13 protein-coding genes are annotated in these 12,415 nt (G+C 74.9%); 2 read left to right on the top strand and 11 right to left on the bottom strand.

The genetic code is table 11. The features are described from left to right. Both hemL and JQN72_RS18010 read right to left on the bottom strand, forming a co-directional pair. Nucleotides 1-1,303 (bottom strand): glutamate-1-semialdehyde 2,1-aminomutase (gene hemL / locus JQN72_RS18015; RefSeq protein WP_204136519.1); only part of this gene is annotated, 1,303 nt, incomplete at its 3' end. Continuing rightward, nucleotides 1,300-1,800 carry a MarR family transcriptional regulator gene (locus tag JQN72_RS18010; protein ID WP_307812812.1) on the bottom strand — a complete coding sequence of 167 codons (501 nt, stop codon included), beginning with the start codon at nucleotides 1,798-1,800 and terminating at the stop codon, nucleotides 1,300-1,302. The genes hemL and JQN72_RS18010, both read right to left, overlap by 4 nt. A 136-nt stretch (nucleotides 1,801-1,936) precedes the next feature. On the opposite strand from JQN72_RS18010, the gene JQN72_RS18005 reads away from it, so the two are divergent. Beyond that, a complete protein-coding gene (locus JQN72_RS18005) occupies nucleotides 1,937-2,476 on the top strand; it encodes a YceI family protein (RefSeq protein ID WP_204136517.1) in 540 nt (179 codons plus the stop codon). Nucleotides 2,477-2,993: 517 nt separating this feature from the next. Beyond that, nucleotides 2,994-3,443, top strand: a complete 450-nt coding sequence (locus tag JQN72_RS18000; RefSeq protein WP_204136516.1) for a hypothetical protein — start codon at nucleotides 2,994-2,996, stop codon at nucleotides 3,441-3,443. Between the two features lie 12 nt (nucleotides 3,444-3,455). On the opposite strand, the gene hemB is transcribed toward JQN72_RS18000, so the two are convergent. The 9 genes from hemB to JQN72_RS17955 form a co-directional block, all read right to left on the bottom strand. Next, a complete protein-coding gene (gene hemB / locus JQN72_RS17995) occupies nucleotides 3,456-4,448 on the bottom strand; it encodes a porphobilinogen synthase (protein ID WP_307812811.1) in 993 nt (330 codons plus the stop codon). Beyond that, on the bottom strand, nucleotides 4,445-6,064 hold the full coding sequence (locus tag JQN72_RS17990; RefSeq protein WP_204136515.1) for a uroporphyrinogen-III synthase: 1,620 nt from the start codon (nucleotides 6,062-6,064) through the stop codon (nucleotides 4,445-4,447). The genes hemB and JQN72_RS17990 overlap by 4 nt, the downstream gene beginning before the upstream one ends. Then, on the bottom strand, nucleotides 6,061-7,011 hold the full coding sequence (gene hemC / locus JQN72_RS17985; RefSeq protein WP_204136514.1) for a hydroxymethylbilane synthase: 951 nt from the start codon (nucleotides 7,009-7,011) through the stop codon (nucleotides 6,061-6,063). Before hemC ends, JQN72_RS17990 begins: the two co-directional genes overlap by 4 nt. Further along, nucleotides 7,008-8,318 carry a glutamyl-tRNA reductase gene (locus tag JQN72_RS17980; protein ID WP_204136513.1) on the bottom strand — a complete coding sequence of 437 codons (1,311 nt, stop codon included), beginning with the start codon at nucleotides 8,316-8,318 and terminating at the stop codon, nucleotides 7,008-7,010. The genes hemC and JQN72_RS17980 overlap by 4 nt, the downstream gene beginning before the upstream one ends. Further along, nucleotides 8,315-8,980, bottom strand: coding sequence for a redox-sensing transcriptional repressor Rex (locus JQN72_RS17975; RefSeq protein ID WP_204136512.1), 666 nt, complete (start codon nucleotides 8,978-8,980; stop codon nucleotides 8,315-8,317). Before JQN72_RS17975 ends, JQN72_RS17980 begins: the two co-directional genes overlap by 4 nt. 152 nt (nucleotides 8,981-9,132) lie before the next feature. Beyond that, on the bottom strand, nucleotides 9,133-9,408 hold the full coding sequence (locus JQN72_RS17970; protein ID WP_204136511.1) for a glutaredoxin family protein: 276 nt from the start codon (nucleotides 9,406-9,408) through the stop codon (nucleotides 9,133-9,135). Next, entirely contained in the window at nucleotides 9,408-10,526 is a 1,119-nt protein-coding gene (locus JQN72_RS18650) for a lysophospholipid acyltransferase family protein (protein ID WP_307812810.1), read from the bottom strand. Before JQN72_RS18650 ends, JQN72_RS17970 begins: the two co-directional genes overlap by 1 nt. A 494-nt stretch (nucleotides 10,527-11,020) precedes the next feature. Further along, nucleotides 11,021-12,070: an NAD-dependent epimerase/dehydratase family protein gene (locus JQN72_RS17960; protein ID WP_204136509.1), complete on the bottom strand. Its 1,050-nt coding sequence runs from the start codon at nucleotides 12,068-12,070 to the stop codon at nucleotides 11,021-11,023. A 138-nt stretch (nucleotides 12,071-12,208) separates the two neighbouring features. Further along, on the bottom strand, nucleotides 12,209-12,307 hold the full coding sequence (locus JQN72_RS17955; RefSeq protein ID WP_003792170.1) for a 30S ribosomal protein bS22: 99 nt from the start codon (nucleotides 12,305-12,307) through the stop codon (nucleotides 12,209-12,211). Between the last annotated feature and the right edge of the window lie 108 nt (nucleotides 12,308-12,415).

Here is a 12,415-nt window from a genome sequence, read left to right as displayed (position 1 = left end):
CGGCGGGCAGGGCCGCGAGGACGCGCTCGACCGCGGCGTCGTCGTGGGCGGCCGAGACGAACCAGCACTCGAAGGCGCTGGGGGGCAGGTACACGCCGGCGTCCAGCATCGCGTGGAAGAACCGGGCGAAGGCGGCGGTGTCCTGGTCGCGGGCGTCGTCGTAGTCGCGGACCTCGCCGTCGCGGAAGAAGACCGAGAACATCGAGGACACGTGCTGCACGCGGTGCGGCACACCGGCCGCGGTGAGCGCCTCGGAGGCGGCGGTGCCCAGCGCCCCGGCCACCTCGCCGAGCCGGGTGTAGACGGCGTCGTCGCAGTGCCGCAGGGTGGCCAGGCCGGCGGCGGTCGCCACGGGGTTCCCGGAGAGCGTCCCCGCCTGGTAGACGGGCCCGTCCGGGGCGAGGAGGGCCATGACGTCGGCCCGGCCACCGAAGGCCGCTGCCGGGAAGCCTCCGCCCATGACCTTGCCGAACGTCATGAGGTCGGGTGCGACGTCGAGCCCCTCGTGACCCCACCAGCCCGCGCGGCTGCACCGGAAGCCGGTCATCACCTCGTCCGAGACCAGCAGTGCACCGTGCGCGGCCGTGACCCGCCGCAGCGCCTCGGTGAAGCCCGGGGCGGGCGGCACCGCGCCCATGTTGCCCGCGGCCGCCTCGGTGACGACGCACGCGACCTGGTCGCCGCGCTCGGCGAACACCGCCTCGAGCGCCGCGACGTCGTTGTACGGCAGGACGACGGTCTCGGCGGCCATCTCGGCCGGGACGCCGGCGGAGTCGGGCAGGGCCAGCGTCGCGACGCCGGAGCCGGCGGCGACGAGCAGGCTGTCGACGTGCCCGTGGTAGTGCCCGGCGAACTTGACGACGAGCGGGCGGCCGGTGAAGCCCCGGGCGAGGCGGATGGCGCTCATCGTGGCCTCGGTGCCGCTGCTCACGAGGCGGACCTGCTCGACGGGGGCGACCCGGGCGACGATCTCCTCGGCGAGCGCGACCTCGTTCTCGGACGGCGTGCCGAACGAGGTGCCTCGCGAGGCGGCGTCGTGCACGGCGTCCAGCACCGCCGGGTGGGCGTGGCCGAGGATCATCGGCCCCCAGCTGCCGACGAGGTCGACGTAGTCGCGGCCGTCCGCGTCGGTGAGGTGCGCACCGGCCCCACGAACCATGAACCGCGGCGTGCCCCCGACCGAGCGGAAGGCCCGGACCGGCGAGTTCACCCCACCGGGGGTCACCGCCCGGGCGCGTTCGAGGAGGGCGGCCGAGGCCGGCGCGTCGGAGGGGCCGGGGGGAGCCGGGGAGGTGTCGCTCACAACTCCATTGTCGGGCACTCGGAGGGCTCGGGGGTCGTGGGGTCGGCCCGGTAGGCGGTGTGCACGGCGCCCATCGCCTCGCCGAGGGCCGCGAGCTGCGCCGGGGTGAGGACGTCGACGAGGTGCCGGCGGACGCTCTCGACGTGCTCGACCGCGAAGGACTCGACCGCCTGCCGTCCGGCGTCGGTCAGCTGGACGACGACGCCGCGGCCGTCGTCCGGCGCCGGGCCTCGTTCGACCCAGCCGCGGCGCTCGAGCCGGGTCGCGGTGTGCGTGACCCTGCTGCGGGACTGGACGATGAGGTCGGCGAGGGCGGACATCCGTAGCCGGCCGTCGTCGGCCTCGGAGAGCATCGAGAGGAGCTCGTACTCGGAGAGGCTGACCCCGTGGCACTGGAGGTCCTTCTCGAGGGCGAAGGAGAGCTCGCGGCTGGCACGCAGGTACGCCCGCCAGGACGTCTGCTCCTCGGCGGTGAGCCAGCGCGGGGCCTCCTCCACCCGCTCATCGTTCCACGAACCGCCGTGACGCATCCCGGGGACCGGCCGCGTCCGCGGTGGACCCCGATGTGCGGAATACGTCGCGCAGGTGCATAGTTGAAGGGTCAACTAGACGTCATCCATCGAAGGAGAGCCCATGAGCACCGCCACCCTGGCCGGCCTGTCCACCGGCACCTGGACCATCGACCCCACCCACACGGAGGTCGGCTTCGTCGCCCGCCATCTCATGGTGACCAAGGTCCGCGGCTCGTTCGGCGAGGTCGCGGGGACCGTGGTCGTCGCCGACACGCTCGCCGAGTCGACCGCGGAGGTCACGATCCAGACGGCGTCGGTCACCACCGGCACGGCCGACCGCGACGCCCACCTGCGCGGCGACGACTTCTTCGACGTCGAGAACCACCCGACGATGACCTTCCGCTCGACCTCCTTCGACGGCTCGACGCTCGTCGGCGACCTCACCGTCAAGGACGTCACCAAGCCCGTCACCCTGGACGTCGAGTTCACCGGTGTCGCCACCGACCCGTGGGGCAACGAGAAGGCCGCGTTCGAGGCCGAGGGCGAGATCGACCGCACCGAGTGGGGCCTCACCTTCAACGCCCCGCTCGAGGGCGGCGGCGTCCTCGTCTCCGACAAGATCAAGATCGTCATCGACCTCCAGCTCGCGAAGCAGGCCTGAGCCCGCACGCTCCCGGACCGCCCGTCGCGCCCTGAGCGCGGCGGGCGGTCGGGCTGTCTCGGCCGCGTCCGTCGCCGTGTCGGTGCCGACCCGTGCCCGCGGCCGCCCTCAGTGGCCGCCCGCGCTCCCGGTGATCGCGACCACCTCGGTCGCGGAGGCCTGCGCAGTACCGGGGTCGGCACACCCTGTCGGCAGGCGCACACCGTGTCGTCAACCGCACACGCCATTGGCCGTGTGTCTGACGACAGCCTGTGCAGATGCAGATGCGGACGCGGCTCGCGGATGCGGACGCGGCGCGCGGATGCGGACGCGGCTCGCGGATGCGGACGCGGCGCGCGGATGCGGACGCGGCTCGCGGATGCGGACGCGGCGCGCGGATGCGGACGCGGCGCGCGGATGCGGACGCGGCGCGCGGATGCGGACGCGGCGCGCGGATGCGTCGCCGGCGCAGCGCCTCGATCTCGGTGGCCCAACGGGTGGTCGGCAGTGTCGGTGCCGAGCCGTACCGTCCGACGGCATGACGACGTGGGACGAGGTGCTCGAGGCCGTGACGACCACGCTCGGTGGCGACCGCTCCGGCGGAGGTGAGCGGCTGCGGGCGGCATGGGACGCCACCGCTGTCGAGGACCACGCGCGCCGCTGCGTGCTCGCTCACTACCTCGCCGACCTCGAGGACGACCTCGACGAGGAGGTCGCGTGGGACCGACGTGCGCTGGACGAGTACGCGCACGTCGCGGACGGCGATCTCGCTCCGGTCGGCATCCCCTCGGCGGCCGGCATGGCCGCGAGTCTGCACCTCAACCTCGGCGACGGCCTGCTGCGCCAGGGTCGTCTCGACGACGCCCGCCGGCAGCTCGCGGCCGGACTGGCTGCGACAGCAGCCCTGCCGGATGACGGCTACGGGGAGATGGTGCGGGCCGGGCTGGAACGGCTCCGGGCCCGGGTCGCCGCGGAGGCCACGCCCTGAGGCCTCGTGGCGTCAGAGCCGGGCGGCGGCCTCGAGGGCGTAGTAGGTGAGGATGATCTGTGCGCCCGCCCGGCGGATGCCGAGCAGCGACTCCATCATGACCCGGTCGCGGTCGACCCAGCCCCGCTCGGCGGCGGCTTCGATCTGCGCGTACTCCCCCGAGATCTGGTACGCGGCGACGGGGACCGGCGAGACCTGCGCTGCCGCGGCGACGACGTCGAGGTGTGGCCCGGCGGGCTTCACCATGACGATGTCGGCGCCCTCGGCGACGTCGGCCTCGATCTCGCGCAGCGCCTCCCGACCGTTCGCAGGGTCCTGCTGGTAGGTGGCCCGGTCGCCGACGAGCGTGGACTGCACGGCCTCCCGGAACGGCCCGTACAGCCCGGAGGTGTACTTCGCGGCGTACGCGAGCAGTGCCGTGTCGGTGTACCCGGCGGCGTCGAGGGCGGCCCGGACGTGGCCGACCTGGCCGTCCATCATCCCGGAGAGGCCCAGCATCGGGCAGCCGGTCGCGGCCTGCGCGAGCGCCATCGACGCGTACCGGTCGAGCGTCGCGTCGTTGTCCACCGAGCCGTCACCCGCGAGGACGCCGCAGTGCCCGTGGTCGGTGAACTCGTCGAGGCAGAGGTCGGACATGACGACGAGGTCGTCGCCGACCGCCTCGACGACCCGCGACAGGGCGACGTTGAGGATGCCGTCCGGGTCGTCGGCGCCCGAGCCCGTGGCGTCCTTGGCCTCGGGCACGCCGAAGACCATGATCCCGCCGAGACCGGCCGCGACGCAGCGCCGCGCCTCGTCGACGAGGGTGTCCAGGGTGTGCTGGACAACCCCGGGCATCGCCGAGATGGGCACGGGGGCGTCGATACCCTCGCGCACGAAGACGGGCAGCACGAGCTCGGCCGGGTGCAGCCGGGTCTCGGCGACCAGCCGGCGCAGCGCCGCCGTGCGCCGCAGCCGGCGCGGCCGGCCGGCCGGGAACGGGGCGCCCGCGACCGGCAGGGTCACGTGGCGCGCTTCCGGGAGCCCGGACGGCGCTGGCTCGGCCGCACGACGGTCTCGCCCGCCTCGGCCGCGGCCAGCGCCAGCGACCGCCCGTGGTCGGCGAGGGCGTCGACGAGCGCCGAGGCGTTCGGCTCTGGCGCGAGGACGTCGACCCGCAGGCCGAGCTCCTCGGCGGTCTTCGCCGTCGCCGGCCCGATGCAGGCGATGACCGTGCCCGCGTGCGGCTTGCCGGCGATCCCGACGAGGTTGCGGACCGTGGAGGACGACGTGAAGACGACGGCGTCGAAGGCCCCGCCCTTGATGGCGTCGCGCACCGGCGCAGGCGGCGGCGCGGCCCGGACCGTGCGGTAGGCGGTGACGTCGTCGACCTCCCAGCCGTTCTCCTGGAGCCCCGCGACGAGGGTGTCGGTGGCGATGTCGGCGCGCGGCAGGAAGACGCGGTCGATCGGGTCGAGGTCGGGGTCGTAGGGCGGCCAGGCGTCGAGGAGACCCTGCGCGGACTGCTCGTCGGTGGGGACGAGGTCGGGGTTGATGCCCCACTCGCGCAGCGCGTCGGCGGTGACCCCACCGACCGCGGCCACCTTGAGCCCGGCGAACGAGCGGGCGTCGAGGCCGAACTCGTCGAACTTCTCGCGGATGGCCCGCACCGCGTTGACCGAGGTGAAGCCGACCCACTCGTAGCGGCCGGTGACCATGCCCTTGACCGCACGCTCGAGCTGCTGCGGGGTACGCGGCGGCTCGACGGAGATGGTCGGGACGATCTCGGCCCGCGCACCGTGCTGCTCCAGGCGGGCGGTCATCGAGCCCGACTGCTCCTTCGTGCGCGGCACGAGCACCGACCACCCGAACAGCGGCTTGGTCTCGAACCAGGACAGCGCCTCGCGCATCCGCACCGTGTCGCCGACGACCGCCAGGACGGGGAACTGCCCGGCCTCCATGGTGTCCGCGGCCTCCCCCAGGGTCGTGACCACGGTGCGCTGCTGGGTCGAGGTCCCGCGCTCGGTGACGGCCACGGGGGTGTCCGCGGCCCGGCCGGCGGCGAGCAGCGCACGGAGGGCGCCGGCGGCCTTGTCCGGCGCACCGAGCACGACGACGGTCGTCGACGCCGCCACGCCGCCCGCGACGTCCGGGGCGGACCCACCCGCGACGACCACGTGGACGCCGGCACTGGACTTCGAGGTGAGCGGCACGCCCGCGTAGGACGGCACGGCCGTCACCGAGCTGACGCCCGGGACGACCTCGAAGGAGACCCCGGCCCTGACGAGGGCCTGGGCCTCCTCGGCGAGCCCGTTGAACACGGCCGGGTCGCCGTCCATGAGGCGCACGACGAGGCCGCCCGGGTGGGCCTTGGCCGCCTTGACGACGAGCTTGGCGCGCGACGCCTGGGTGAGGCGCTCCCCCTGGTCGCCGTGGCCGGCGTCGACGACGTCGACGTCCGGCCTGGCGTGGCGCAGGGCGAGGTCCTCACGAGCGACCTGGTCGACGACGACGGCGTCGGCGGCGGCGAGGAGCTCGGCGGCCCGCACGGTGAGCAGGCCGGGGTCGCCCGGCCCGCCGCCGACGAAGGCGACGCGCGCGGGGACGCGGGAGGGACGGGGGGTCGAGCGCGTGGGGCTCACAGGGCACGCTCCGTGACTGCTGGATCGTCGGACAGGGACATGAGGTCGGCGGCGCCGTCCTCGAGAAGCAGGTGGGCGAGGCGGCGGCCGAGGCCGTCCGCGTCCGCGGGGTCTCCGGTGGTGGACCGGCGCAGGTCTCCCGTGCCGTCGGGCGTCGCGACGACGGCGCGCAGCGACAGCTCGGGGCCGTCCGGACCCTCGACGACCTCCGCGAGGGCGCCGACCGGGGCCGAGCATCCTGCCTCGAGCGTCGCGAGCAGCGCCCGCTCGGCCGTGACACAGGCGCGGGTTTCGGGGTCGTCGAGCGGGGAGAGCGCGGCGGCCGTGGCGGCGTCGTCGGCGCGGACCTCGACGGCGAGGGCCCCCTGGCCGGGGGCCGGGAGCATCTGGATCGGGTCGAGGAGCTCGGTGACCTCGCCGGCCCGGCCCAGCCGGCGCAGCCCCGCCGCCGCGAGCACGACGGCGTCGAGCCGTCCGTCGTGGACCGCCCGCAGCCGGGTGTCGACGTTGCCGCGGAGGTCGACGACGTCGAGGCCGAGACCGAGCGCGGCCAGCTGGGCCCGGCGGCGCGGGGACCCGGTGCCCACGGTGGCCCCCGCGGGGAGCTCGCCGAGGGTCAGCCCGTCGCGGGCGACGAGGGCGTCCCGCGCGTCCTCGCGGACCGGGACCGCGACGAGGCGCGTCCGGGGGTCGGGGGCGGTGGGGAGGTCCTTGAGGGAGTGCACCGCGAGGTCGACGCGGCCGTCCACGAGGGCCTCGCGCAGCGCGGACACGAACACGCCCGTGCCGCCCAGCCGGGCGAGGGGCGTCGTGCGGTCGACGTCGCCCTCGGTGCTCACCTCGACGAGCCCGACGTCGTGACCGAGCGCGCGCAGCCGGTCCGCGACCCAGGTGGACTGGGTCGTCGCGAGGGCCGAGCGGCGGGTGCCGAGACGCAGGGTGGTCATCCGTCCTCCCCCGGCATTGTGGGCGGGGCGGACACGAGCGAGACGTCGCGCGGGTCGAGGTCGAAGAGCTCGGAGAGCGCACGGGCGTAGCTGCCGCCCTGGCCGTCCCGCGCGAGCTCCTTGACCCGCACCGTGGGGGTGTGGAGCAGCTTGTCGACGACCCGCTCGACGGTGCGACGGACCTCGGAACGCTCGGTCTCGCCCATGTCCGGCGTGCGCCGCTCCAGACGGCGCATCTCGGCGTCGACGAGCTCACCGGCCCGGGCCCGCAGCGCCGTGACGGTCGGGGCTACGGCCTGGGCGGAGCGGGCGACGAGATACGCGGCGACCTCCGCGGTGACGAGCTCGCGGGCGGCACCGACCTGGGGAGCGGACTCGGCCTCGGAGAGGTCCTCGCCGAGCTCGGCCAGCCCGACCCGGGTCACGCCCTCGACCCCGGCGACGGCGAGCTCGACGTCGTGCGGCAGGGCGAGGTCGACGTAGACCTGCGGTCGGCCCCCACGCTGCCGCAGGGCGCCGGTGACCTGCGCGGCCGTGACGACCTGGCCGCGAGCCCCGGTGGACGCCACGACGACGTCGGCCTGCGCGAGGGCGGCGTCGAGCTCGTCGAGCGGGCGGGAGCTGCCGCCGACGCGCTCGGCGAGCGCCCGGCCGCGTGCCTCACCGCGGTTGACGACCGTGACGGAGGCGGCACCCTGCCGGGCGGCGGTGGTGGCCGCGAGGGCGCCCATCCCCCCGGCGCCGACGACGAGGACCGAGAGGTCTGCCAGCCCGCCGAGGGTGGCCTCCGCACGGGTCAGGCCGGCGTGCACGAGCGAGCCGCTCACGAGGTCGATGTCGGTCTCGGCATGGACCCGCTTGGCGACCCGCAGGGACTGCTGGACCAGCCCGTTGAGCGCCGGACCGACATGGCCCCGGCGCTGGGCGCGGGCGAGACCTCGGCGGACCTGGCCGACGATCTGCGCCTCCCCGACGGCCATCGAGTCCAGGCCGGCCGCGACGTTGAACGCGTGCGCGATGCCGCGGTCCTCGTAGTGGACGTACAGGTGCGGCTGGAGCGCAGAGCGCTCGACGTCGCACGCGGCGGCGAGGGCGTTCGTGATGTCGACGAGCGCCCCGTGGAAGGTGAGGCTCTCGGCGTAGACCTCCGTGCGGTTGCACGTCGAGAGGACGACGGCCTCCGTGACGTGGTCGGAGCGGAGGATGGCGGCCTCGAGGTCGCTCGCGGTGTCGTGGTCGAGCGCGACGGACTCGAGGAGGCTGATGGGGGCCGCGTGGTGCGACAGGCCGAGGACGACGAGGCTCACGGCGCCACCGCCTCGGCGAGCGCCCCGCGGTGGCCGTGGAACGCGAGGATCTGCAGCTCGGTGGAGAGGTCGACCTTGCGGACGGTGACGTCCTCCGGGACGGCGAGGACGACCGCGGCGAAGTTGAGCACCGAGCGCACCCCGGCGGCCACGAGGTGGTCGCACGCGGCCTGCGCGCCCTCCGGAGGCGTCGCGATGACCCCGATCGCGAGGCCCTGCTCCTCGACGAGGCGGGGCAGGTCCTCCATCGGACGGACGGTCTCGCCCGCGACCTCGTCGCCGACGACGCGCTCGTCGTGGTCGAGAAGGGCGATGACCCGGAACCCGCGCTCGGCGAAACCGCGGTAGGCGGCCAGCGCCCGGCCGAGGTTGCCCATCCCGACGATCGCAACCGGCCAGTCCTGGGTGAGACCGAGGGCCGCGGCGATCTCGGAGGCGAGCCGCTCGACGTCGTAGCCCACGCCGCGCACCCCGTAGCTGCCGAGGTAGGACAGGTCCTTGCGGAGCATGGCCGAGCTGACCCCGGCCGCCGCGGCGAGCTCCTCGGAGCTGACCGAGGCGACGTCGTCCGCGGCGAGAGCCGTCAGCGCCCGGAGGTAGCCGGGCAGGCGGGCCACCGCGGCGTCGGGGACACCCCGGCGTGCGGCTTCTGCGGTGGACACGTTGAGGTCACCGACTCCTTTCGCGGGCCGCGGCCTCGAGCAGGGCTGGCGGACCACCCGTGAGCGTCCGCGGACCGCACAACCCTACGACTTTGTGAAGGGAGGCACAAAGTCGCGACCGACCCGGTGGCCTCCGCCGCCGGACCGGTGTGCTAGGGCGTGCCCGCCGGGGGCCGCGGCGGCGCGGCCAGCGCCGAGCGCAGGCGCGTCTCGTCGACCCGCCAGAAGTCGTGCTGCCGGCCGTCGACGAGCGTGACGGGCACCTCCTCGGACCAGCGCGCCCGCCGGTCCTCGTCGGCGTCGACGTCGACCTCCTCCCAGCCGACCCCGAGCTCGGCGCACACGCGGGCGACCGTCTCGCGCGCCGGGACGCACAGATGGCAGCCGTCGCGCACGACGAGGGTGACCCGCACCGGTGCGGCGGTCATCAGAAGAAGACGGACCGCCGCTGCATGAGCAGCGTGTAGAGGGTCTGCTGGATGGTCTCGCGGATCTGGTCGGTGAGGTCGAACACGAGCATGGGGTCGTCGGCCGCGCCCGGCTCGTGGTCGACGGTCTCGATCGGGGTGCCGAACTCGATGATCCACTTGCTCGGCAGCGGCAGGAGGCCGAGCGGGCCGAGCCACGGGAACGTGGGGGTGACCGGGGCGTACGGCAGGCCGAGCACTCGGGCGAGGGTCGACATGTTGCCGAGGACCGGGTAGATCTCCTCGGCGCCGACGACCGAGCACGGGACGATCGGGACACCCGCCTGGAGCGCGGCGGCGACGAAGCCCCCACGGCCGAAGCGCTGGAGCTTGTAGCGCTCGCTGAACGGCTTGCCGGTCCCCTTGAACCCCTCCGGGAAGACCCCGACCACCTCGCCGCGCGCGAAGAGCCGCTCGGCGTCCTCCCGGGTGGCGAGGGTCGAGCCGGAACGCCGGGCGACGGGCCCGACGAACGGGGTCTGGAACACGAGGTCGGCCCCCAGCGCGCGCATCGTCCGCTGTGCGGGGTGCTCGTCGTGGATGGCGAGCTGGACCATGAGCGAGTCGATCGCGACCGCCCCGGAGTGGTTGGACACGACGAGCGCGCCGCCCTCGGCCGGGAGGTTCTCGATGCCCCGGACCTCGACCCGGAACCAGTGCTTGTACAGCGGCCGGAGCACGGGGTAGAAGACGTTCTCGGTGAAATGCGGGTCGAAGCCGAAGTCGTCGACGCCGTAGTCGCCGTCGAGCCGGCGACGCAGGTAGGCGAGCACCTGGGCGACCCGGGCCTCGACGTCCTCCGGGGCCACGCCGGCGACCTGGGCCCCGGCACGCAGGGCGGCGACGAGGCCATCGACGAGGTCGGCGGCGTCCGGCACCGGCATCCCGGGCCGCGCCGCCGCGTCGGCGAGAGTGGGGTCGAGGGGCGGCTGCCCCGCGGAGGGGTCGGCGACCCGCAGGTGGGGACGGCGGGCCGCGGCGTCCCGACGGGCCTTCTCGCGCGGCGACAGGCGGGGCGCGGGGCCCGCGGGGCGCTCACCCGCCTGGCTCGTCGCCCGGCGCGAGGGTGCGGACGTCACCCGCGGAGACGGGCGGTGCTTGCGCGGACCGCCGGTGGGCACCGACGACTCGGCCTCAGCCGACGGACCCTGCGTCGCGGCCGCCGCCTTCGGCGGTTCCTTCCTCGCCGCCGAGCTCCTCGAGGGGGGCTTCGTCGCCGCGGGTGTCCCGGACGCCGCCGGTTGCTGCTCCGCAGCGTTCTTCCGCGTCGGCTTGCTCGCCGTGGCTCGCTTCGTCGGGGCTCGCTTCGTGGCGGCCGGCTTCGCGGCGGTCGCAGCCCTCGGCGCCGGTGTCGACGTCGCAGCGGGGGTCTGCTCCGGGGTCGCCCGCTTCCGAGCGCCCGTCGTCCCCCTCGCGCCCGTCGCCCCGCTCGTACCCGTCGCCCCGCTCGTCCCCGTCGTCGCCTCGTCCGCGGGCTCGACGGGGTCGGCGCCGAGGAGCGGGGTGGAGCGGCGCCGAGCCCGCTCACCGGTGGCCCGAGCGGCGCCGGCCGCCAGCGCTCCGCGCCCGGCCATCAGCGTCCGCTCCCGGCACCGAGGGCGCGCAGGACCGCCGAGCTGGCCGTGCCCGCGACCCCGGAGACCGCGTCGGTGACGGCCTGCGCACCGGGCACCGCGGCACCGAGCGTCGCCGCGAACGCGGCGAACGCCTCCCGGCTGGTCCAGCGGGGTTCGAAACCGAGGACCTCGCGCATGCGCGCGGTGTCGAGGCCGCGGCCGAAGGCGAGGAAGGACATCTGGTCCGGCGTGAAGTCGACGAGCCCCAGCCGGCGGGTGATCCCGCCCACCAGCCCGGCGCTCTGCAGCGGGATCGGCAGCACCGGCCGCTGGGCGATGGCGGTGGCCTGGAGGACGGTGACGACACCGTCGCCGGCCACGTTGACCACACCCGTGGCGTCACCGGTGCCGGCGAGGACGAGGGCGTCGATCGCGTCGTCCTCGTGGACGAACTGCATCCGGGCGTCGTAGCCCAGGGGCACGGGGACGACCGGGAGGGAGAAGTAGTCGGTGACGGAGGTGCGGATCCGCGGCCCGATGACGTTGGCGAACCGGAGCATGAGGATCTCGGTGTCCGGCCGGCGCCGGGCGAAGCCGCGCACGTACCCCTCGACCTCGATGGAGTCCTTGCCGAATCCGCCGCTCGGCGTGCGCCGCGCCCCCATGTCCTCGGTGAAGAGTGCGGGGTCCCGCGAGGTGGACCCGTAGACCGCCGCGGAGGACTTCACGACGAGGCGCTCCACGGTGCTGGACTTCTGGCACGCCGCGAGGAGCTGCATCGTCCCGATGACGTTGATCTCCTTCTGCGGCAGGCGCCCTCCGACGAACGTCGGGGTGGCGATGACGTTCATGTGGACGACCGTGTCGACGCCCGAGGACTCGATGACGCGGCCGATCATCGGGTTGCGGATGTCGGCGCGCACGAACTCGACGTCGCCGATGTCGTGCGGCGGGGGGATGACGTCGACGCCGACGACGCGCTCGACCCCGGGGTCGGCGGCCAGCCGGCGCGCGAGGAGTCCGCCGAGGTACCGGGACACCCCGGTCACGAGGACGACTCTCGCCACCGCCTACTCCTTCCGTCGCCTACGTCAGACCCTACCGAGCGGTACGACCCGACGGGAGCCAGATGCCCGGGGCTCCGGGCCGACGACAAAGGTCCCCGGCGGGACCGGGGACCTTCGGCGGTCAGAGGTGACCCGTGGTCACTTCTTGTTGCGGCGCTGGTGGCGCGTCTTGCGCAGCAGCTTGCGGTGCTTCTTCTTGGCCATCCGCTTGCGCCGCTTCTTGATGACTGAACCCATGCGTTGTCCTCGTCGTGGTCCTGGGGTGCGACCGCCCACCCTACCGTCGGGCGGCGGGGACGCCCAAACCGCGGGCGCGGGCGGAGGATGCGACGGGGCGGGCCCGCC

Source organism: Phycicoccus sp. CSK15P-2, assembly GCF_016888005.1.
Classification (GTDB): domain Bacteria; phylum Actinomycetota; class Actinomycetes; order Actinomycetales; family Dermatophilaceae; genus Phycicoccus.
This window is presented reverse-complemented; position numbering and strand designations above follow the sequence as displayed.